The sequence below is a fragment of the Phenylobacterium sp. genome (assembly GCF_041916435.1).
In the GTDB taxonomy this organism is placed as follows: Bacteria; Pseudomonadota; Alphaproteobacteria; order Caulobacterales; family Caulobacteraceae; genus Phenylobacterium.
Map to the genome: position 1 here is coordinate 502670 of NZ_JAYRZM010000001.1, position 19146 is coordinate 521815.

At 70.2% G+C, this 19146-nt stretch carries 23 protein-coding genes; 12 read left to right on the forward strand and 11 right to left on the reverse strand.

Annotation, left to right across the window (positions count from 1 at the left end; genetic code table 11):
- Positions 1 to 74: 74 nt before the first annotated feature.
- On the forward strand, positions 75 to 1289 hold the full coding sequence (locus ACE3TA_RS02460; protein ID WP_374570115.1) for a Yip1 family protein: 1215 nt from the start codon (positions 75 to 77) through the stop codon (positions 1287 to 1289).
- On the opposite strand, the gene alr is transcribed toward ACE3TA_RS02460, so the two are convergent.
- From alr to ACE3TA_RS02490, 6 genes are all read right to left on the reverse strand, one after another.
- Positions 1286 to 2374 (reverse strand): alanine racemase, encoded by a 1089-nt coding sequence (alr, locus tag ACE3TA_RS02465; protein ID WP_374570116.1) that lies wholly within the window; start codon positions 2372 to 2374, stop codon positions 1286 to 1288. The two genes, ACE3TA_RS02460 and alr, sit on opposite strands and share 4 nt — an antisense overlap.
- Positions 2375 to 2420: 46 nt before the next feature.
- Positions 2421 to 2801 carry a GFA family protein gene (locus tag ACE3TA_RS02470; RefSeq protein ID WP_374570117.1) on the reverse strand — a complete coding sequence of 127 codons (381 nt, stop codon included), beginning with the start codon at positions 2799 to 2801 and terminating at the stop codon, positions 2421 to 2423.
- Positions 2802 to 2880: 79 nt separating this feature from the next.
- The gene (gene rplI / locus ACE3TA_RS02475) at positions 2881 to 3465 is read right to left on the reverse strand and encodes a 50S ribosomal protein L9 (RefSeq protein ID WP_374570118.1); all 585 of its coding nucleotides are present in this window, start codon (positions 3463 to 3465) and stop codon (positions 2881 to 2883) included.
- 13 nt (positions 3466 to 3478) lie between these two features.
- A complete protein-coding gene (gene rpsR, locus ACE3TA_RS02480; protein ID WP_374570119.1) occupies positions 3479 to 3751 on the reverse strand; it encodes a 30S ribosomal protein S18 in 273 nt (90 codons plus the stop codon).
- Positions 3752 to 3766: 15 nt separating this feature from the next.
- Positions 3767 to 4126, reverse strand: coding sequence for a 30S ribosomal protein S6 (rpsF, locus tag ACE3TA_RS02485; RefSeq protein WP_374570120.1), 360 nt, complete (start codon positions 4124 to 4126; stop codon positions 3767 to 3769).
- A 183-nt stretch (positions 4127 to 4309) separates the two neighbouring features.
- Complete coding sequence (locus ACE3TA_RS02490; protein ID WP_374570121.1) at positions 4310 to 4855, reverse strand: peroxiredoxin; 546 nt, start codon at positions 4853 to 4855, stop codon at positions 4310 to 4312.
- Positions 4856 to 5016: 161 nt separating this feature from the next.
- On the opposite strand from ACE3TA_RS02490, the gene ACE3TA_RS02495 reads away from it, so the two are divergent.
- Both ACE3TA_RS02495 and ACE3TA_RS02500 read left to right on the forward strand, forming a co-directional pair.
- A complete protein-coding gene (locus tag ACE3TA_RS02495) occupies positions 5017 to 5385 on the forward strand; it encodes a hypothetical protein (RefSeq protein ID WP_374570122.1) in 369 nt (122 codons plus the stop codon).
- 84 nt (positions 5386 to 5469) lie between these two features.
- Entirely contained in the window at positions 5470 to 6249 is a 780-nt protein-coding gene (locus ACE3TA_RS02500; RefSeq protein ID WP_374570123.1) for an acyl-CoA thioesterase domain-containing protein, read from the forward strand.
- Here the strand turns inward: ACE3TA_RS02500 and ACE3TA_RS02505 are convergent.
- The 4 genes from ACE3TA_RS02505 to ACE3TA_RS02520 all read right to left on the reverse strand — a co-directional run bounded on the left by ACE3TA_RS02505 (position 6246) and on the right by ACE3TA_RS02520 (position 11006).
- Entirely contained in the window at positions 6246 to 7295 is a 1050-nt protein-coding gene (locus ACE3TA_RS02505; RefSeq protein ID WP_374570124.1) for a phytase, read from the reverse strand. The two genes, ACE3TA_RS02500 and ACE3TA_RS02505, sit on opposite strands and share 4 nt — an antisense overlap.
- A 118-nt stretch (positions 7296 to 7413) precedes the next feature.
- Complete coding sequence (locus ACE3TA_RS02510; protein WP_374570125.1) at positions 7414 to 8190, reverse strand: dienelactone hydrolase family protein; 777 nt, start codon at positions 8188 to 8190, stop codon at positions 7414 to 7416.
- Between the two features lie 52 nt (positions 8191 to 8242).
- Complete coding sequence (locus tag ACE3TA_RS02515; RefSeq protein ID WP_374570126.1) at positions 8243 to 9769, reverse strand: MFS transporter; 1527 nt, start codon at positions 9767 to 9769, stop codon at positions 8243 to 8245.
- Positions 9770 to 9926: 157 nt separating this feature from the next.
- Positions 9927 to 11006, reverse strand: a complete 1080-nt coding sequence (locus ACE3TA_RS02520; protein ID WP_374570127.1) for a zinc-binding dehydrogenase — start codon at positions 11004 to 11006, stop codon at positions 9927 to 9929.
- A 111-nt stretch (positions 11007 to 11117) separates the two neighbouring features.
- On the opposite strand from ACE3TA_RS02520, the gene fabD reads away from it, so the two are divergent.
- The 9 genes from fabD to ACE3TA_RS02565 all read left to right on the forward strand — a co-directional run bounded on the left by fabD (position 11118) and on the right by ACE3TA_RS02565 (position 18451).
- Positions 11118 to 12062, forward strand: a complete 945-nt coding sequence (gene fabD / locus ACE3TA_RS02525) for an ACP S-malonyltransferase (RefSeq protein WP_374570128.1) — start codon at positions 11118 to 11120, stop codon at positions 12060 to 12062.
- Positions 12063 to 12085: 23 nt separating this feature from the next.
- Positions 12086 to 12826: a 3-oxoacyl-[acyl-carrier-protein] reductase gene (fabG, locus tag ACE3TA_RS02530; RefSeq protein WP_374570129.1), complete on the forward strand. Its 741-nt coding sequence runs from the start codon at positions 12086 to 12088 to the stop codon at positions 12824 to 12826.
- A gap of 161 nt (positions 12827 to 12987) precedes the next feature.
- Positions 12988 to 13227, forward strand: coding sequence for an acyl carrier protein (locus ACE3TA_RS02535; protein ID WP_374570130.1), 240 nt, complete (start codon positions 12988 to 12990; stop codon positions 13225 to 13227).
- A gap of 104 nt (positions 13228 to 13331) precedes the next feature.
- Positions 13332 to 14612: a beta-ketoacyl-ACP synthase II gene (fabF, locus tag ACE3TA_RS02540; protein WP_374570131.1), complete on the forward strand. Its 1281-nt coding sequence runs from the start codon at positions 13332 to 13334 to the stop codon at positions 14610 to 14612.
- 65 nt (positions 14613 to 14677) lie between these two features.
- Positions 14678 to 15685 (forward strand): endolytic transglycosylase MltG, encoded by a 1008-nt coding sequence (gene mltG, locus ACE3TA_RS02545; RefSeq protein ID WP_374570132.1) that lies wholly within the window; start codon positions 14678 to 14680, stop codon positions 15683 to 15685.
- A 54-nt stretch (positions 15686 to 15739) separates the two neighbouring features.
- On the forward strand, positions 15740 to 16621 hold the full coding sequence (locus tag ACE3TA_RS02550) for a YicC/YloC family endoribonuclease (RefSeq protein ID WP_374570134.1): 882 nt from the start codon (positions 15740 to 15742) through the stop codon (positions 16619 to 16621).
- A 42-nt stretch (positions 16622 to 16663) separates the two neighbouring features.
- Positions 16664 to 17311 (forward strand): guanylate kinase, encoded by a 648-nt coding sequence (gene gmk, locus ACE3TA_RS02555; protein ID WP_374570135.1) that lies wholly within the window; start codon positions 16664 to 16666, stop codon positions 17309 to 17311.
- Positions 17312 to 17444: 133 nt separating this feature from the next.
- Positions 17445 to 17996 carry a response regulator gene (locus tag ACE3TA_RS02560; RefSeq protein ID WP_374570136.1) on the forward strand — a complete coding sequence of 184 codons (552 nt, stop codon included), beginning with the start codon at positions 17445 to 17447 and terminating at the stop codon, positions 17994 to 17996.
- Positions 17993 to 18451, forward strand: a complete 459-nt coding sequence (locus ACE3TA_RS02565) for a hypothetical protein (RefSeq protein WP_374570138.1) — start codon at positions 17993 to 17995, stop codon at positions 18449 to 18451. The genes ACE3TA_RS02560 and ACE3TA_RS02565 overlap by 4 nt, the downstream gene beginning before the upstream one ends.
- Before the next feature lie 15 nt (positions 18452 to 18466).
- Here ACE3TA_RS02565 and ACE3TA_RS02570 read toward each other — a convergent pair whose 3' ends face one another.
- Positions 18467 to 19120 (reverse strand): glutathione S-transferase family protein, encoded by a 654-nt coding sequence (locus ACE3TA_RS02570; protein WP_374570140.1) that lies wholly within the window; start codon positions 19118 to 19120, stop codon positions 18467 to 18469.
- Between the last annotated feature and the right edge of the window lie 26 nt (positions 19121 to 19146).

Sequence of the window (19146 nt, forward strand, 5' to 3'; positions counted from 1 at the left end):
CGTTGCCGATCTTCGTGCTTCGGCTAGGTTGTCGCGGGGGCAGGTGGAGAGGCCTGAGGGCCGGGGAGCGAACCATGAGCGTGGTGGAACCGGGGCCGGGCGCCTCGAATCTTGTGCAGCGTGTGAAGGACATCCTGCTTCAGCCGACGAAGACCTGGGAGGTCATCGACGGCGAACAGGCGACGGTGGGGGGGCTCTACCGGTCATATGTGATCCCGCTGGCGCTGATTCCAGCGGTGTGCGGCCTGATCGGGGCGTCGGCGTTCGGCCACGGCTTCGGCTTCATGGGCTTCGGGGTCCATTACCGCACGCCGATCGTGTGGGCCTTCACCTCGCAGTTCATCACCTTCCTGCTGACCCTGGGCAGCGTCTACGTGGTGGCCCTGGTGATCGACGCCCTGGCGCCCAGCTTCGGTGGCACGCGGAACCGGATGCAGGCCTTCAAGGTCGCCGCCTACGCCGGGACGGCCTCGTGGGTGGCGGGGGTGTTCGAGCTGCTGCCCGCGCTGTCGGTGCTGGGCATCCTGGGCCTCTACAGCCTCTACCTGCTCTACAAGGGGCTGCCGATCCTGATGAAGACGCCGCAGGACAAGGCGTTGCCCTACACCGCCGTGGTGGTGGTCGCCCTGCTCGTCATCGGCATCGTCATCGGCGCGATCCTCGGGCCGGTCATGATGCTCGGCCGCGGGCCGATGGGCATGTCGCACCGCGACGCCGGAATGTTCGGCCCGCGCCATCACGAGGTGACCATCAACACCCCTGGCGGCAGCGTGGACGTCAGCGACCTGGAGGAGGCCTCCAAGCGCATGCAGGCCGCCGCCGAGGGCATGAAGGACGGCAAGATCAAGGCGGTCGACCCGTCGGCGCTGCAGGCCTATCTGCCGGCCGCGATCGCCGGGTTCCAGCGCACGGAAATCTCCTCGTCGAGCGGCGGCGTGGGCGGCATGAACGGCTCGGCCGCCGAGGGCGACTACGGCCGGGGCGACGACCACCTGACCCTGCGCGTCGTCGACATGGGCGCGGCCGGGGCGCTCACGGCCATGGCCGGCGCGTTCAACGTGCAGTCCAACAAGGAAACCGACGGCAGCTACGAGCGCTTCGGCAAGGTCGACGGGCGCATGACCGTCGAGAAGTACGATCGTTCGTCCAAGCACGGCGAGTACGGCGTGTTCGTGGCCGACCGCTTCATGGTGCAGGCCGAGGGCGACGGGGTGAACATCGACGACCTGAAGGCCGCCGTTCAGGCGGTGGACTTCGCCAAGCTCGAGACCGCCGCCAAGGCCGGCTAGACCTCGCCGAGGTAGACCCGCTCGCCGCGGCCGCCCAGGCGCACGAGGCACTCGTGCGCCACGGTGCCGGCGGCGGCGGCCAGCTCGTCGATCGGCGCGTGGGGGCCGAGCAGCTCGACCATCTCGCCGATGCGCGCGGGCGCGTCGCCGATCTCGATGGCGGTGAGGTCCATGGTGACGTAGACGAGCCGGCGCCGCGCCCCCGCATACCAGGCGTAGCCGCCGCGCGCGGCGCGGATCAGGCCGTCGGCGTAGCCCGCGCCGACCACGGCCAGTCGGGTCGGCCGTTCGGCGCGCACGCCTTCGCCATAGCCCATCAGTTCGCCCGGCTCGACGCTGCGCACGTCCAGGATCGGCGCCTCGAAGGTCGCCACGGCGCGAAAGCGCGGGTCCGGCCGCTCTTCGGGTCCGCCGCCATAGAGGCTGATGCCGCCGCGCACCTGGTCGAAGCGATAGGAACGGCCCAGGAAGACGCCGGCCGAGGCGGCGAAGCTGGCGCGGCTGTCCGGGAAGAGCGCTCGCACGGCGTTGAAGCGCTCCAATTGCAGCGCGTTTCGCGGATGCGCCGGCGCGGTGGCCGAGCCGAGGTGGCTGAGCAGCAGGTCCACGTGCAGGCCGCGCAGCCGGCCGGGCGCCTGGGCGAGGGCCGCCGTCTCCTGGGGCGTCAGGCCCTGACGGTTCATGCCGGTGTCCACGTGCAGGGCGCAGGTCAGCGTCCGGCCGGCGCCGGCGGCCAACGCCACGGCGGCCTCCACCTGGACGGGGCTGGCCAGCACCGGGACGAGGCCGGCGGCCAGCAGGCGCGGTCCCGAGCCGGGGGGCAGGCCGTCGAGCACCAGGATCGCCGCCTCCCGGTCCGGCCCCAGGGCCGCGCGCAGGGCCTCGCCCTCGGTCAGGCGCGCCACATAGAAGCTGCGCACGCCCTCGGCCCAAAGGCGGCGGGCCACCTGGGCCGCGCCCAGGCCGTAGCCGTCGGCCTTGACCACGGCGGCCACCTCGACGCCGGCCGCCTCGGCCCGGATCGCGCCGAGATTGCCGGCCAGGGCGTTCAGGTCGATCGTCAGACGGGAGGAATCGGCGAGCATGCGCCCCTCTTGGCGGCCTTCGGCTGGCGGGGCGAGGCCCATGGCCTTAGCGGTCGAAGACCAGGTGCAGCCAGGCCACGCGCTCCTCGGCGTAGGCCTCTTCGGTGGGAGCGAAATCCTGCGGGGCGTCGAAGGCGCCCACGTGAAAGTGGATCTCGGTGGGCCAGCGGGCGCTGCTGTAGGTGAGGGTGGAGCCGCAGGTTCCGCAGAAGCCCCGCTCGGCGCCCTTCGAGGAGGGGTAGACCGACATCGGCTCGCCGAAGAAGCTCACCATCTCGGCTTCGAATCCGGCGTAGGCCGCGACCGGCGCGCCGGTGTGCCGCCGGCAGCTCTCGCAATGACAATAGCCCGTCCACTTGGGTGGACCGCTGGCCTGGAAGCGCACGGCGCCGCAGAGGCACCGCCCCTCGTGGACGTGATGAGCCATGCGCCTAGGCATGCAGCAAAAAGGGCGGCCCGGAAAGTCCGGACCGCCCGATTTTTCGATCGCGCGTCTCGCCGGGGCGTCAGGCCTCGACGTAGTCGCCTTCGATCTGGCCGGCGCCGCCTTCGAGGAGGTCGGCTTGGGCCTCTTCGGCCGCCAGGCGTTCCTCTTCGAATTGCGAGGCGATGACGTTTTCGCCGCGCGCCTGGCGCTCGGCTTCGTCTTCGCTGCGCGCGATGTTGAGCATGATGGTGACCGTCACCTCAGCATGCAGGCGCACCTTCACTTCGTGCACGCCCAGGGTCTTGATGGGCTTGTCCATCTGGACCATGGCCCGTTCGACCTTGCCGCCCTCGGCGTTGATCACGTCGGCCACGTCGCGGCCGGAGACCGAACCGTAGAGCTGGCCGCTTTCGCCGGCCTGGCGGATCAGCACGTAGGACGCGCCGTCCAGGTTCTCGCCGGACTGGGCGGCCGCGTCGCGGGCGCGGGCGTTGCGGGCCTCGATCTCGGCGCGCTGGGCGTCGAAGACCTTCAGGTTCGCGGAGGTGGCGCGCAGCGCCTTGGAGCGCGGCAGGAGGAAGTTGCGGGCGTAGCCGTCCTTGACGTCGACGACGTCGCCGAGGCCGCCCCAGCCTTCCAGGCGTTCGAGCAGAATGACTTTCATCTTGGCCTCTCCCTTACTTCACGACGTAGGGGAGCAGCGCCAGGAAACGGGCGCGCTTGATGGCCTTGGCCAGTTCGCGCTGCTTCTTGGCGGAGACCGCGGTGATCCGCGAGGGGACGATCTTGCCGCGCTCGGAAACGTAGCGCTGCAGGAGCTTGACGTCCTTGTAGTCGATCTTCGGGGCGTTGGCGCCGGAGAACGGGCAGACCTTGCGGCGGCGGAAGAACGGACGGCGGGCGGGCCCGGCGGGGGCGCCGGCGGCCGGCGTGGTGGAGGTGTCGGTCATGAACTCCTCCCTTTCTTAGGATTGCGAAGAATCGTCGGAGCGGCGCTCGCGATCGCGGCGCGCCAGCACGGGCGACAGTTCCAGGTCGAGCTCGTCGACGCGCACGGTCATGTAGCGCAGCACGTCTTCGTTGATCGACAGCTGGCGTTCCATCTCCTTCACCGCCTCGGCCGGAGCGTCGATGGCGAGCAGGGAGTAGTGGCCCTTGCGGTTCTTCTTGATGCGGTAGGTGAGGTTGCGCAGGCCCCAGTACTCGATCTTGGCGACGGCGCCGCCTTGTTCCTCGAGCATGTGCTTGAGCTGGTCGTTGAGGGCTTCGGCCTGTTGCGGCGAGATGTCCTGCCGCGTGATGACCACGTGTTCGTAAAGCGCCATGTTTTCCTTCTTCCGGTCTGGAGGGCGGCGCGTCCGGCGGCGGAAGGTCCGCCGGAAACGATGGCTCTTGCGCGGCGGCCGGGGGTGTCCCGGCCCATTGGAGCTCCGCGTAAGACCGCTCTCCGTGAAAGCGGGCGCTGATACGGGAAAAACGCTTTCAGGGCAAGGCCTAGATGGCCCCGGCTACTTCCCGGCCTTGGCCTTCCAGGCCTTCACTGCGTTCATGGTCTCGGTCACGTGGTTGTCGGCCGCCAGGTTGGAGTAGGCGTCGACGATCGTGCCGTCGGGGGCGATCACGTAGGAGGTGCGGTTCGACCAGCCCGGGCGCAGGGCCAGAGTGGCGTCGTATTGCTTGGCGATCGACAGGTCCGGGTCGGCGGCCACGGGGAACTTGCCCGAGCACTTCTCGGTGTCGGCCGAGAAGGACTGCAGCTTGTCGAGATTGCCGGCGGTGACGCCGATCACGGTCGCGCCCTGGGCCTTGAAGTCGTCCATCGCCTCGGCGAACAGGTGGGCCTCGAGGTTGCAGCCCTTGGTCTCGGCGGCCGGGAAGAAATAGACCACCACGGGGCCCTTCTTGCGCGCCTCGGCCAGGGAGAAGCTGATTGGCTTGCCGGCCAGGAACCCCTTGGCGGAGAAGTCGGGCGCCTTGGCCCCTTCCTTCAGGGCGGCGAGGGCGGGGGTGGCGGCGAAGGCGGTCAGGGCGAGCGCCACGGCGAAGCGTTTCATGGGAAATCCTCCGGTTGCCCCGATGATACGAACCCGGCGGCCGATTGTCTTCGCAACCGCGAAACATTCTTCGCGTTTCCCGCATGCAGGCGCCGCGCCTGGTCCGTAGGCGGACGCGATGAAGCGGTCGGCGCCGCGACACGCATGAGAGGCATGAAGACATGAAACACGCGATCACCGTCGCGCTGGCCGCCGCCGTCCTGGCCGGACCGGCCGCGGCGCAGACGGCCGCCGCCACGCCGGGACAGACCCCGACGCCTGACGAGATCACCGCCCAGCAGAACCTGAAGTACGCGGACCTCGGCCGCAGCCTGCAGGCCCAGGAGGCCCAGCAGCTTCAGGCCTATCAGGCCGCGCAGGCGGCGCACGCCGCCGAAGTGGCGGCCTACAACGCCGATCTCGAACAGAGGGCCGCCCAGCAGAAGGCCGCCGAAGCCGCCCACGCCAAGGCCATGACCGACTGGCGGGCCGCGGTGAAGGCGTGCAAGGCCGGCCGCCGCTCGGCCTGCGCCCAGACGCCGGAAGGCTAGGGTCGGGAAGGCCAAGGTCGGGAAGGCCAAGGTCGGGAAGGATGGTCGCGCCGCCAACCAGAATCGCGCAGGGTCTCGGCCATCATGACCGAGCCATTTTTCAAGCGCATGGGTGATCATTTCCACCCGACCACCGCCTCCCGAGGCCCCTGGAACCCCAACTCCCTGCACGGGCGCGTCATCGCCGGCCTGCTGGCCTTCGTGCTGGAGGAACGTCATGGCGACCCGGACTTCGTTCCGGCCCGCCTGACGGTGGACATGTACCGCCTGCCGGACTTCTCGCCGATCGAGGTGACCACGCGCGTGGTCCGCGAGGGCGGGCGCATCCGCGTGGTGGACGCCGAGTGGATTTCCGCCGGCGTCAGCCAGGCCCGCGCCACCTGCCAGTTCCTGCGGCGCACGGCCAATCCCCCGGGCAAGGTGTGGGAGCCGGCGGCCTGGGACGCGCCGGATCCGGACGCCATGCCCGTGCCGGACGATCCGCGCATGGGGATGAACGGCATGTGGTCCATGCGCCAGGTGGGCGAGGGCATCCGCGGCTACGGCCCGCGCCAGGCCTGGATGAAGGAGGTGCGCGAGCTGGTGGAGGGCGCGCCCCACACCCCGTTCACCCGCGTCGCCGTGGCCTGCGATTTCGCCAGCCCGTTCGCCAACGCCTCGGACCAGGGGCTGGGCTATATCAACACCGACGTGACGCTCTATCTGCACCGCCTGCCGGCGGGCGAGTGGGTCGGCTTCGAATCCATGAACCACCACGCCACCGACGGGGTGGCCATCGGCGAATGCTTCCTGCACGACGCGACGGGGCCGATCGGCTCGGCCGCCGTCGCCGCGCTGGCCCAGCGCCCGCCCAGCCGGGGCTAGGGAAGGGCTAGGGCCTTTCGCACCTCGTCCCAGGCGATCAGCTTGAAGTTCTGGGCCTCGGGCGAGTTGTCGCCGTCCTGCGCCACCACCAGGCCGCCGGGAAAGTCGGGGCCGAAGCCGGCGGTGGAGATCTCCAGGCCGTCGGTTTCGCTGGTCCCGTCCACGCCGTTCGGCCCCGGCGTGACGAGGAAGCGGCCGACGAAGGCCATGTCCCCCAGCCGGTAGAGGGTGAAGGCCGAGTCGCCCTGGCTGGAGACCACCAGATAGCCGCCGTCGGCCCCCTCGGCGGCGATCGCCAGGCCTTCGGCGTCGGCGGCCAGATGGACGCCGTCGGCCCTGGCTGTGAGCTCGCCCGTCGGCGAAGCGGAGGGATCGGCCTGGAAGCGCCAGACGCCCACGTCCTCCTCGCCCACGTAGAGCAGGCCGGTGCGGTCGTCGGCCACGCAGCCCTCGGACTGGGTGGCGAGCTTGAGCTTGCGCACCACCTTGGCCGTCGGCGCGGCGCCGGAGGCGTCGACCTGGAGCTGGGAGATGGCGCCGTCCTTGGCCACGACGAAGGCGAACACCGCGCGGTCGGAGGCCCTGCGCCACAGGCAAAAGCCATAGGCTTCCGTCACATCGGCCGGAATCCTGGCGATCTCGGTGAGCGCGCCATCGGGCGTCGACAGCTTGAAGAGGGCCAGGACGCCGTGGGTCGCGTCGTTGCGGTCGGACGCCGCCACCAGCACGCCCGGCGCCCCGGCGATGTCCACGTCGGCGCGCAGATCGACGTTGTTGACGCGGCCGGCCGCGATGGAGGCGCGGCGGCGGCCGTCCAGGCCATAGACGTTCAGGCCCGCCTTCTTGTCCGTGGCCACGATCAGGCTCGCGGCCGGATCGGCGGGATTGCGCCAGATGGCCGGGTCGTCGGCGGCGTCGTCGAGCGAGGCCACGGGATCGGTCTCGCGGATGGCGTGGACCTGCGCAGCGGCCGACGCGGCCCCTGTCAGGCCGGCCGCGACAATAGACGCGCCCGCCAGCAGCCAGGCGCGGTGAGATTGCGACATATGCGTCTGTTCCCCTTCCAGTCGTATGGCTGGATCGGCGTCGGATGGCGCGCGTCCATGACGACGCCGTCACCGTTTCTTGACGACTTTAATTTTCACTCGCAATTGCGTTTGCGGTTTAGGCGAGCGCCTCCAGGAAGAACGTCACCGCCTCTTTTCGTGCAGCCTGCGCCGCCTGCGGATGAAACGCCATCAGCACCGGACCGCCCTTGCCGGCGTGGGCGAAGGGGTCGTTGATGGTCTGTGCGGGCAGGTCGCGGTCGAAGCCGTGGGTCGCCTCCGGATAGGCGACGCCGCGCACGGGCGCCTCGCCGCGGACCTGCAGCCGCTCGAACAGGGCCTGGGCCGCGCCGGGCGGGTCATAGGCGTCGGCCTCGCCGGTCTGGATCAGGATCGGCGCGCCGGTGAGGCCGGTCAGGCCAAGGCCCGGAACCGCGTCGTAGGCCCAGCACACCGGATAGAAGGCCGCGTGGGCGGAAAAGCCGGGCTGGCCGTCCAGATAGGGTTCGGCGTTGGCCTTGACCGCGGAGAGCAGGGTGACGACGCCGCCCCAGGAAAAACCCATGATCCCGATGCGCGCCGGGTCGATCTCCGGCTGGGCGCGCAGGAACTTCAGGGCGCCGAAGGCGTCGGCGAGGGTCTCCAGCGGCGAGCGCGGACGCCCGGCCGCGCCGCGATTGGTCCCGCGAGCCGCCCACATGTCGATCTCCAGGGTGGCGATCCCGGCCTCGTGCAGCGCCGCGGCGTGGAAGGCGCCGCGGCCGTCCACCCCGTCCGAGCCGTGGCAGATCAGGACCGCCGGCGCGGGCGGCCCCTCCGTCGGCGTGGACAGGGCGCCGGCGACGGTCAAGCCGGGGGCGGCTTCGTAGGCGACGTAGGAGGTGCGCATGCGCATGGTCGGATCCTCTCGACGGGCCGCGATCTAACCGGATTCCGCCGGCTGCGTCTCAGCGCGGGGAGGGCGCGACCCCTTCGATCTGCGGCGCCGGCACGTCCGAGGCAAGGTCGACAGCGCTGGTCGGCGGGCCCGTCAGGGTCGCCCGGCGCTCGTCCAGGGCCGCCTTGGTGGCCGCGTAGGTGTGACGCGTGATGCCGTACCGCGAATAGAAGAAGACGGCGATGAACCCCGGCACGCCGGCCAGCACGCCGTCCCACAGGGCCAGGTTCCAGACGGTCTCGCTCGGGACCTCGCCGACCTGGGCTTTCACCGGGAAGGCGATGAGGGTCAGCACGAAGCCCGCCAGCGCCGCGCCGACCGCCTGGTCGACCTTGGCGAAGAGCGAGCGGGTCGAATAGAGCACGCCCTCCTGGCGAATGCCGAACTTCAGCTCGTTCTCGTCGGCGATGTCGGCCAGAGCGGACATCACGCTGATCGACAGGATGCTGGCCGCGCCGTAGCTGAGGACCGAGAACGACACCAGAATGACCAGCAGGCCGGGCGTGGCGGCGGACAACAGTCCGAGCCCGCCAAGCACGACGGGAATGGCCGGCGCGACGGCGTAGATGATCGCCGAGATGATCATCACCGCGCGCTTGTCGTAGTGGCCGTGCAGGCGCGCGGCGGCCAGGAAGGCGCTGAAGTAGCCGGCGAAGCTGCCGATCACGTACCAGCGCAACTGCTCGCTGGTGAGCTCCCAGTAGAAGGTGTTGGTGTACAGGTGCAGGCCCGAGCGCAGGCCGACCATCATGCTGAGGAAGAAGTAGGCCGCCAGCAGCCAGCAGTAGTTGCGGTTGGAGAACGCCTTGCCGAGGTCCTTGAAGAACTCGAAGGGGCTGTACCGGGGCAGGTTCTCGGGCGGCTTGGGCAGGTGGGGGATGCGGTCGCGGGTGAACCAGGCCGAGCTGAACAGGATCAGCAGCGCCAGCCCCGCCATCACCAGCGAATAGGGCAGGTAGGGGGCCGGGTTCAGGAGGCCCCGGGGATACTCGGGCGTGGCCCTGAAGAAATAGCTCAACGCCACCCAGCTCGTGGCCGCCGCGCCCGCCCATTGGAAGAAGCTGTTGTAGGCCATCACCTTGGAGCGCTCGGTGTAGTCGCTCGACAGCTCGCCCCCGAGGGCCAGATGCGGAGTGTGGAAGAAGGTCATCGACTGGCGCAGCGCCACCACCGAGACCGCGAACCAGGCGAAGAGCTGGCCCATCGACAAGCCGTCGGGCGGGTTGAACACCGCGACGAGGGACAGGGCGATCGGGATCGGCGCGAAGAACATGTAGATGTGCCGGCGGCCCAGGCGCGAGCGCGTGCGGTCGGACAGCGAGCCGATCAGCGGGTCGGAGACGCCGTCGAGGAACAGGCTGGCGGAGATCGCGACGCCGGCCCAGTGCGCCGGCATGCCCAGAACCTGATTGTAGTAGATCATGGCGAACATGCTGACGGTGAACAGCGCGATCGACTCCGCGCCGCTGCCCACGCCGAAAGCCAGCTTGGTCTTGAACGAAAGCGCCGGCAGGGCGCCCTGCGTCGTCTTCTTCACCCTTACGCCTCCCTGGCCCGAATTCTTGTCTTCGGTACGCTGCGCATGGGGCGGGCCGAGCAGCCCCTGCGTCTAGACGGCAGACGCTAGGGCCTTTGCTTGGCCGGAAAATTTCCGGGCCGACATGCGGGCCGCGCGCGGCGGCCCGCCAGCCCTTCTAGCGGACGGGCTCCACCAGGATTTTGACGTGCGCCTCGGGATCGCCCAGGGCGACGAAGGCGTCGGCCACCTCGCCCAGGCCGACCTTGCCGGTCACCAGGCCCGAGACGTTGATCCGGCCCTCGGCGATGTCGTCCAGGGTGGCGGCGAATTCTTCAGGCGAATAGCCGAAGACGAAGGTCAGCTCGACCTCCTTGGTGATGGCCACGGCCGGCTCGATGCGGTCGGTCTCCATGCACACGCCAGCCACCACGATCTGGGTCCCCGCGGGGGAGGACTCGATCAGGTTCTGCAGGATGCCCGGCGCGCCGACGCATTCGAAGACGACCGGCCGGCCGAACTGGGCGCCCATCATGCGCATCATCTTCTGGGCCGCGCTGGCCATCGGCACGCCGAGCTGCTCCCAGCGCCCGTGCGGCGACTCCTTGGCCGGGTCCAGCACCACGTCGGCGCCCAGCGCCTCGGCCGCGGCGCGGCGGCGGGGGGAGTAGTCGGCGGCGATCACCGGGCCGTAGCCGCGCGCCTTCAGGCTGGCGATCACCGCCAGGCCGACCGGCCCGCAGCCGATCACCACGGCCACGGAATTGGGGTCCAGATGCGCCTTGGCGACCGCGTGCGCGCCCACGGCGAAGGGCTCGGTCAGCGCCGCCGCGTCGGTGGGAAGGCCGTTGGGCACCGGCAGCAGCATCGCCTCGGTCAGGACCATCCGCTCGGCGAACCCGCCCGGCAGGCGGTTGGAGTAGCCCAGGAGCTCGACGCCACCGGCGGTCATCGTCGCCGGCACGCTGACCACGCGCGCCCCGGCCTTCAGCGCGCCGGTGGTTCCGGGGCCGTGGTCGAGGATCTCGGCGCAGAACTCGTGGCCGAAGACCGTGTCGGCCGTGGGGTCGAAATTCATGGTTCCGCCGCCGCCCCGGCGGCTCACCTCGACCATGTGTTCCATGTGGTGCAGGGCGTGCAGGTCCGAGCCGCAGATGCCGCAGGCCAGGGTCTTCACGAGCACCTGGCCCTCGCCCGGCTCGAGCTCGTCGATCTGGTCGCAGACGAGCTGCTTGTTGCGTCGGATCACTGCGCGCATCGCTTCACTCCCGTTCACGCCGCCTTGCCGGGGCTTTGCTTATCCCCTAACCCTCCCGGCTCGGAATCGATAGAGCGCGCAAGCGCCGCGACAGAAACTGGGAGCCTCGCGATGAGCCTCGCCTTCATCTTTCCCGGCCAGGGCAGCCAAGCCGTGGGCATGGGCGTCGACCTGGCCGCCGCCTTCGCCCCCGCCCGCGAGGTGCTCCAGGAGGTCGACGACGCCCTGGGCCAGAGCCTTTCGAAGCTGATGGCGGAGGGGCCGGAGGGCGATCTCACCCTCACCGAGAACGCCCAGCCGGCCTTGATGGCCGTGAGCCTGGCGGTGATGCGCACGCTGGAGAAGGAATTTGGCGTCGGCGTCGACAAGGCCGCCTTCGTCGCCGGCCACAGCCTGGGCGAATATTCCGCGCTCGCCGCCGCCGGGGCGATCAGCCTGGCCGACACCGCCCGCCTTCTGAAGCTGCGCGGCCAGGCCATGCAGCGGGCCGTGCCGGTGGGCGAGGGGGCGATGGCCTCGCTGATCGGGCCCAAGACCGACGTCGCCCTGGCCGAGGCCGCCGCCGCGGCCGGCGCCGAGCTGGGCGTGTGCGTGGTCGCCAACGACAACAACCAGGGCAACGTGGTGATCTCCGGCGCCAAGGCCGCCGTGGACCGCGCCATCGAGAAGGCCAAGGAGCTGGGCGCGCGGGCGATCCCGCTGAACGTCTCCGCGCCCTTCCACTGCCCGCTGATGCAGCCGGCCGCCGACGAGATGGCCGCCGCCCTGGCCGAGGCTGCGATCATCGCCCCCCGCGCGCCGGTGGTGGCCAATGTCACCGCCCGCCCGACCCTCGACCCCGAGGAGATCCGCCGGCTGCTGGTGGAGCAGGTCACCGGCCGCGTGCGCTGGCGCGAGAGCATGTTGTGGCTGGCCGGGGAGGGCGGGGTGACCCGCTTCGCCGAGGCGGGCGCGGGCAAGGTGCTGTCCGGCATGGCCAAGCGCATCGCCCCGGACGCCGAGGCGATTCCGTTGAACGCCCCGGCCGACCTGGAAGCCTTCGCCAAGAGCCTGTGAACAGACGAGGAGATGTAAGCGCGATGTTCGACCTTACCGGCAAGACCGCCCTCGTCACCGGCGCCACCGGCGGCATCGGCGCCGAGATCGCCAAGGCCCTGCACGCCCAGGGCGCGACGGTGGTGCTCTCGGGCACCCGCGAGACCGTGCTGGAGGCCCTGGCCGCCGAACTCGGCGACCGGGCCTACGCCGTGGCCGCCAACCTTTCCGAGCCGGCGGCGGTGGACGGCCTGGTGGCCGCCGCCGAGGCCGCCAGCGGCGGGACCGTGGACATCCTGGTGGCCAACGCCGGGATCACCAAGGACGGCCTGCTCCTGCGCACGAAGGATGAGGACTGGGAGGCGGTGCTCAAGGTCAACCTGGAGAGCTACTTCCGTCTGGCCCGCGGGGCGATCAAGGGGATGATGAAGCGCCGCCACGGCCGAATCATCGGCATCACCTCGGTCGTGGGCGTGATGGGCAATCCGGGCCAGACCAACTACGCCGCGTCCAAGGCCGGCATGATCGGCTTTTCCAAGTCGCTGGCGCAGGAAGTCGCCAGCCGCGGCATCACCGTCAACTGCGTCGCCCCCGGGTTCATCGAGAGCCCGATGACCGATGCGCTGAACGACCAGCAGAAGGCCCAGATCCTGTCGACGATCCCCGCCCAGCGGCTGGGCACGGGAGCCGAGGTGGCCACGGCCTGCGTCTATCTCGCCAGCGACGAAGCCGCCTACGTGACGGGCCAGACCCTGCACGTGAACGGCGGCATGGCGATGATCTGACACAGATTGCGGCCGCTGGCCTCGCCCAAAGGAACATGCTAGGGCGCTTTCCGACGTTAGAATCCAGGGCCCGAAAGGCCCTAGAACCCAAGTCTCGCAACGGTTGACAACACGTCCGCCGTCGCGGATGCAGCAAGTGAATAATTGAGGGACTAAACCGAATGTCCGACATCCTCGAGCGCGTGCGGAAGATCGTCATCGAGCACCTCGACGCCGATCCCGAGAAGGTCACCGAGAAGGCCAGCTTCATCGACGACCTGGGCGCTGACAGCCTGGACAACGTCGAACTCGTCATGGCGTTCGAAGAAGAATTCGACATCGAGATCCCGGACGACGCCGCCGAACACATCCAGACCGTCGGCGACGCGGTGAAGTTCATCGCCGAACGCCTGGGCGCCTGAGCCTAATCAGGCCCCGCCGAACTGCGGACCGCCGCGTCGCTTAAGGGCCTTGCGCCGGTAAGCCGCGGCGGTTTTCGTATGCACCGGCGAGGAGTGAGATTCTGATGCGTCGTGTCGTCGTCACCGGCCTCGGCCTCCTGACCCCTCAGGGGCAGGGCGTCGAGCATTCCTGGAAAGCCATCCTCGCCGGAACGTCCGGCGCCGGACGGATCACCACCTTCGACGCCAGCGACTACGCCTGTCAGGTCGCCTGCGAAGTCCCGCGCGTGGACGGCAGGGGCGGCGGAGGGCCGGACGTGGCTGGCAGTTTCGACCCGGATTCGGCGATGTCGCCGAAGGACCAGCGGCGGGTCGACGATTTCATCCTCTACGCCGTCGCCGCCGCCGACGAGGCGGTGAGGGACGCCGGCTGGACGCCGGAGGACGAGGAAAGCCGCGAGCGCACCGGCGTGATCATCGGCTCGGGCATCGGCGGTCTGGCGACCATCGAGAAGACCTCGGTGGAGCTGCACGAGCGCGGCCCGCGCAAGGTGAGCCCGTTCTTCATCCCGTCGGCCCTGATCAACCTGGCCTCGGGCCAGGTGTCCATCAAGTACGGCTTCAAGGGCCCGAATCACGCGGTGGTCACGGCCTGCGCCACCGGCGCGCACGCCATCGGCGACGCGGCCCGGCTGATCAAGTACGGCGACGCCGACGTGATGATCGCGGGCGGGGCCGAGGCGGCGATATGCCCGGTGGGCATCGCCGGCTTCATCGCCTGCCGCGCCATGGCCACCGCCTTCAACGACACGCCGCAGAAGGCCAGCCGCCCCTACGACAAGGACCGCGACGGCTTCGTCATGGGCGAGGGCGCCGGCATCCTGGTGCTCGAGGAGTACGAGCACGCCAAGGCTCGCGGCGCGAAGATCTACGCCGAGGTGGCCGGCTACGGCCTGTCGGGCGACGCCTACCACATCACCGCGCCCGTCGAGGACGGCGACGGCGGCTTCCGCGCCATGAAGGCGGCGCTGAAGGACGCCGGCATGTCTGCCGACCAGGTGAACTACATCAACGCCCACGGCACCTCGACCATGGCCGACGGCATCGAGCTGGGCGCCGTGGAGCGGCTCCTGGGCGAGGCGGCGTCCAAGACCGCCATGTCGTCCACCAAGTCGATGACCGGGCACCTGCTGGGCGCGGCGGGGGCGATCGAGGCGATCTTCTCGATCCTGGCGATCCGCGACCAGATCGCGCCGCCGACCATCAACCTCGACAATCCCGACGTCGAGACCGCCCTCGACCTGGTGCCCCACAAGGCCAAGCCCATGGCCATCGACGTGGCCATGTCCAACAGCTTCGGCTTCGGCGGCACCAACGCGTCGGTGGTCTTCAAGAAGGTCTCGTGAGCCGCCGGCCGCGATCCCGATCCTCGATGAAGGGCGGACTGGCGCCCTTGCGGCGGCTCGCGATCATGGCGGGCAGCGCCGGCGTGACCCTGGCCCTGGTGGTGGTGCTGGCGCTCGGCTGGGCGCTCTGGACCTACGAGGGGCCCGGGCCCAAGGCGGCCGAGGGCGAGGCGACCACCGTCGTGTTGCGCCACGGCGCGAGCCTGCCCGAGATCGCCGCCACCCTGCGGCGCGAGGGCGTGATCCGGTCCTCGTCGCTGTTCGTGGCGGCGGCCCAGATCACCGGCGGCTCGCGCAGCCTGAAGGCCGGCGAATACGCCGTCGCCTCCGGCGCCTCGATGTCCAAGATCCTGGCGGCGGTGCGCGCGGGCGACGTCGTGCGCCACATGATCACCATCCCCGAGGGCATGACTTCGCAGGCGGTGGCCGACATCCTGGCCCGCTCGCCGATCCTGACCGGCGTCGCGCCGACGCCGCCCGAGGGGGCGGTGCTGCCCGAGACCTACCAGGTGGAGCGCGGCGAGGACCGCGCGGCCGTGCTCAAGCGGATGATGGACGAGCGCGACGCCCTGGTGGCGCGCCTGTGGGCCCAGCGCGACCAGGACCTGCCGTTCTCTTCGCCCGAGGAGGCGGTGACCCTGGCCTCGATCGTCGAGAAGGAGACCGCCATTCCGGCGGAGCGGCCCAGGATCGCGGCGGTGTTCATTAACCGTCTGCGCCAGGGCATGCGGCTGGAGAGCGACCCGACCATCATCTACGGCCTCACCGGCGGAAAGCCCCTGGGACGCGGGCTGAAGCTGTCGGAGATCACCTCGCAGACGCCCTACAACACCTATGTGGTCGACGGCCTGCCGCCGACGCCGATCGCCAATCCTGGCCGCGAGGCCCTGGCCGCGGTGATGAATCCGCCCAAGACGGACGAGCTGTTCTTCGTCGCCGACGGCTCGGGCGGGCACGCCTTCTCCTCGACCTACGAACAGCATTTGAAGAACGTCGAGCACTGGCGGGCGGTGGAGAAGGCCAAGGCGGCCCAGCCGGCCAAGGCCGGCCAGGGCAAGACCGCCGACAGCTAGCGGCGGTTCGGCGCCGGCTTGCGGCGTCCAGGACAATTGCGGGAAGGACGGAACATGCCGCTCTCGGGAATGACGGGGTTCGGGCGCGCCGAAGGCGCCGAGGGCGACTGGAGCTGGTCGGTGGAGGCCCGCTCGGTGAACGGCCGGAACCTGGAGGTGAGGTTTCGCGGCCCGCCGGGGTTCGACGGACTGGAGCGCGCGGCCCGCGAGGCGGCGCAGGCGCGCTTCCAGCGGGGCCAGTTCACGGTCGGCGTCCAGGCCAAGCGCGCCGAGAACGCGGCGGCGGTGCGGATCAACCTCGAAGTGCTCGATCGCTATCTGGCGGCGGGCGAACCCTATCTGGCCGCGGGCCGCGCCGGTCCGCCCAGCCTGGACGGTCTGCTGGCCCTGCGCGGGGTGCTGGAGGCCGACGCCGGGGTGGACGATCCGGAAGCCCTGGCCCGGGTGGAGGCGGCGATGATCGCCTCGATCAACCAGGCGATGGCTGGCTTGGCGGAGATGCGCCGGCATGAGGGGGAAAGCCTGCTGGGCGTGCTGAACGGCCTGCTGGACTCTATCGCCGAGCTCGGCCTCAAGGCCAATGCGACCGCCGGCCTGCAGCCGGCGGCGATCAAGGAGCGTTTCACCCGCCGCCTGGCCGAACTCGTGGGCGAGGCCGCCAGCGAGGAGCGCATCGTCCAGGAAGCGGCGGTGATGGCGGTGAAGGCCGACGTGCGCGAGGAGCTCGATCGGCTGGCGAGCCACGAGGCGGCGGCGCGCAAGCTGCTGGCGTCGGACGGGGCGGTGGGGCGCAAGCTCGACTTCCTGACCCAGGAGTTCATGCGCGAGGCCAACACCCTGTGCTCCAAGTCGGCGCTGGGCGACTTGACCCAGGTGGGGCTGGACCTCAAAGCCGTGATCGAACAGTTCCGCGAGCAGGTGCAGAATGTCGAGTAAGTCGGCGCAGGCCGTCCGGTCCGCGCGGGGGAGCCGCGCCCGATGAGCGCCCACCTTTCCGAACGCCGCCGCCGCGGCCTGATGCTGCTGATCTCCAGCCCGTCGGGCGCGGGCAAGACCTCGCTGTCGCGCCGTCTCGTGGCCGATCACCCGGAGCTGGACCTGTCGATTTCGGCCACCACCCGCGCGCCGCGCCCCGGGGAGCTGGACGGGCGCGAGTACCACTTCGTGGACCGCGCGGCGTTCGACGAGATGATCGCCCAGGACGCTTTCCTGGAATGGGCCAACGTGCACGAGCACCGCTACGGCAGCCCCCGCGCGCCGGTGATGGCCGCGCTCGACGCCGGCCGTGACGTGCTGTTCGACATCGACTGGCAGGGGGCCGGACAGATCACCCAGCGCGCGCCCAGCGACGTGGTGCGGGTGTTCATCCTGCCGCCGTCCATGGCCGAGCTGTCGCGGCGGCTGCACGCGCGCGCGCAGGACGCCGAGGACGTGATCCAGCGCCGCCTGGGCCGGGCCTACGACGAGATCGCCCAGTGGGGGACCTACGACTACGTCATCGTCAACGAGGACTACGACCAGGCCTATTCGGACCTGGCCCACATCTATCACGCCGAGCGGCTGAGGCGGGCGCGCAACGCCTGGCTGACGCCCTTCGTGCAGGAGCTGCTGGACGAGAAGCTCTAGGGCCGCGGGCCGCGGCGGCGTCAATATCTCTTAAGCCTTTTCAACGACTGTTGGCGCGGCGTCTTCAGGGGGAGGACGCCTCGGGGGACACCGTTTGGCCGGCTCCTATCATGCCCTTGAGAAGGCGACTGTTTTGGTCGTCGACGACAACGTCCAGTCGCTCGAGATCATGGTCAGCGTGCTGATGAGCTTCGGCGTGCGCAACATCGTGCGCGCGTCCGACGGCGCGGAGGCGCAGGAATACGTGCTTCGGCAAGTCTTCGACCTGGTGCTGACCGACGCCCAGATGCCCGGGGTCGATGGATACGACCTCGTGCGCTGGATCCGGCGCGAGGGGCCCGAGGCCACGCGCGTGGTGCCCGCGCTCATCGTCACCGCACACACCCGCCGCGCCAATGTGATGAAGGCCCGCGACTGCGGCGCCAACTTCATCGTCGCCAAGCCGATTACGCCGGCCGTGCTGCTGCGGCGCATCCAGTGGGTGGCGCGCGGCGACCGCGTGTTCATCGAAAGCGAGACCTATTTCGGCCCCGACCGCCGCTACAAGCACGAGGGGCCGCCGCCGGAGTTCCCAGACGGGCGCCGGCGCGACGACATGCCCGTCGAGATCGGTCAGGCCGCAGAGCCGAACATGAGCCAGGACGAGCTCGACAACCTCATCAAGCCGCAGAAAGTCACCTCATGAGCGTGGTGCGCAAGTTCCTGCCCAAAACGGCGCTGACGAAGATGATGAAGGAGGCCGGCGACATCTCCGCCTCCGAGGCCCTTCGGCGCGCGGACGTGGCTCTGGGCGAGCTCGAGGCCGGCTGCCTCGACGCCGTGGACCAGGCGCTCGACGCCCTGGAGACCAGCGCCAAGTCCGCCCAGCCGGACCTGGACGCGATGTACAAGCACAGCGCCGACATCGTCGGCCTTTGCGGGGCGTTTCCGGCCGAGGGCCTGGACGAGGCCGCCCGCTCGCTTTGCGACTACCTGGACCTGGTGAGCGAGGGCGAGCCGCACGACCTGCGCGTGACCGGGGTGCACATCGCCTCGATGCGGCTGCTGCACCGTTCGGACGCGCCTAGCGAGGTGCGCCGGCAGATCGTCGAGGGCCTGGCCCAGGCCGCCGCGCGCCACCATCAGCCGTCGAAGGGCTGAGCCCGCCTTTCGCGCCTAGAGCGGCGTGGCCTTGACGCCCTGGGCCTCGCCGGCCGCCGCCTGGGCCTTCCTGGCGCGCTGGAAGCCGGGACGGGCGCTCAGGCGCTCCCAATAGGCCTGCACGGCCGGCGAGAACTCCGCGTCCAGGCCGAGGGTGCGGGCGAGCAACAGGGCGTAGCCGATGGAGATGTCCGCGCCGGTGAAGCGGCCGGCGGCGTAGTGGTCGGCGCCGGCCAGGGCGGCCTCCAGCCCCCTCAGGCGGGCCAGGAACCAGCGTCCGTAGGCGTCGGCCACCTGGGGCAGGCGCCGCTCCGGCGGCTCCAGGCGGCTGTAGCGCAGCACCAGGGTCTGGGGGAAGGTCAGCGTCGCCTCGCCGTAGGCCAGGCCGTTGAGGTAGGCGCCGAAGCCCGGCTCGTCCGGCTCCACGGCCAGCCGGCCGCCGCCATGGCGACGGGCCAGATAGTCGATCATCGCCGCCGACTCGGTCATGCGCGTCTGGCCGTCGACCAGCAGCGGAATGGTGCCGAGGGGGTTTTCCTGCAGATAGTCCCGCGCCAGCACGCGCGGCGGGAACGGCAGCATCTTCAGCTCATAGGGCAGCTCCAGCTCCTCCAGCGCCCAGAGGGGGCGGAACGAACGGGCGTCGGCGCAATGATAGAGCGTAAGCATGGCGCACTGTCGCCGCGGCTCGCGGG

Excerpts from the sequence above, each read along its gene's own strand:
- fabF (WP_374570131.1), top strand. The coding sequence starts at position 13,332 with ATGCGTCGTGTCGTCGTCACCGGCCTCGGCCTCCTGACCCCTCAGGGG.
- ACE3TA_RS02460 (WP_374570115.1), top strand. The coding sequence starts at position 75 with ATGAGCGTGGTGGAACCGGGGCCGGGCGCCTCGAATCTTGTGCAGCGT.
- ACE3TA_RS02495 (WP_374570122.1), top strand. The coding sequence starts at position 5,017 with ATGAAACACGCGATCACCGTCGCGCTGGCCGCCGCCGTCCTGGCCGGA.
- fabD (WP_374570128.1), top strand. The coding sequence starts at position 11,118 with ATGAGCCTCGCCTTCATCTTTCCCGGCCAGGGCAGCCAAGCCGTGGGC.
- ACE3TA_RS02500 (WP_374570123.1), top strand. The coding sequence starts at position 5,470 with ATGACCGAGCCATTTTTCAAGCGCATGGGTGATCATTTCCACCCGACC.
- ACE3TA_RS02510 (WP_374570125.1), bottom strand. The coding sequence starts at position 8,190 with ATGCGCATGCGCACCTCCTACGTCGCCTACGAAGCCGCCCCCGGCTTG.
- rplI (WP_374570118.1), bottom strand. The coding sequence starts at position 3,465 with ATGAAAGTCATTCTGCTCGAACGCCTGGAAGGCTGGGGCGGCCTCGGC.
- ACE3TA_RS02520 (WP_374570127.1), bottom strand. The coding sequence starts at position 11,006 with ATGCGCGCAGTGATCCGACGCAACAAGCAGCTCGTCTGCGACCAGATC.
- ACE3TA_RS02570 (WP_374570140.1), bottom strand. The coding sequence starts at position 19,120 with ATGCTTACGCTCTATCATTGCGCCGACGCCCGTTCGTTCCGCCCCCTC.
- alr (WP_374570116.1), bottom strand. The coding sequence starts at position 2,374 with ATGCTCGCCGATTCCTCCCGTCTGACGATCGACCTGAACGCCCTGGCC.
- mltG (WP_374570132.1), top strand. The coding sequence starts at position 14,678 with ATGGCGGGCAGCGCCGGCGTGACCCTGGCCCTGGTGGTGGTGCTGGCG.
- rpsF (WP_374570120.1), bottom strand. The coding sequence starts at position 4,126 with ATGGCGCTTTACGAACACGTGGTCATCACGCGGCAGGACATCTCGCCG.
- fabG (WP_374570129.1), top strand. The coding sequence starts at position 12,086 with ATGTTCGACCTTACCGGCAAGACCGCCCTCGTCACCGGCGCCACCGGC.
- ACE3TA_RS02470 (WP_374570117.1), bottom strand. The coding sequence starts at position 2,801 with ATGGCTCATCACGTCCACGAGGGGCGGTGCCTCTGCGGCGCCGTGCGC.
- ACE3TA_RS02535 (WP_374570130.1), top strand. The coding sequence starts at position 12,988 with ATGTCCGACATCCTCGAGCGCGTGCGGAAGATCGTCATCGAGCACCTC.
- ACE3TA_RS02505 (WP_374570124.1), bottom strand. The coding sequence starts at position 7,295 with ATGTCGCAATCTCACCGCGCCTGGCTGCTGGCGGGCGCGTCTATTGTC.
- rpsR (WP_374570119.1), bottom strand. The coding sequence starts at position 3,751 with ATGACCGACACCTCCACCACGCCGGCCGCCGGCGCCCCCGCCGGGCCC.
- ACE3TA_RS02490 (WP_374570121.1), bottom strand. The coding sequence starts at position 4,855 with ATGAAACGCTTCGCCGTGGCGCTCGCCCTGACCGCCTTCGCCGCCACC.
- ACE3TA_RS02550 (WP_374570134.1), top strand. The coding sequence starts at position 15,740 with ATGCCGCTCTCGGGAATGACGGGGTTCGGGCGCGCCGAAGGCGCCGAG.
- ACE3TA_RS02565 (WP_374570138.1), top strand. The coding sequence starts at position 17,993 with ATGAGCGTGGTGCGCAAGTTCCTGCCCAAAACGGCGCTGACGAAGATG.
- gmk (WP_374570135.1), top strand. The coding sequence starts at position 16,664 with ATGAGCGCCCACCTTTCCGAACGCCGCCGCCGCGGCCTGATGCTGCTG.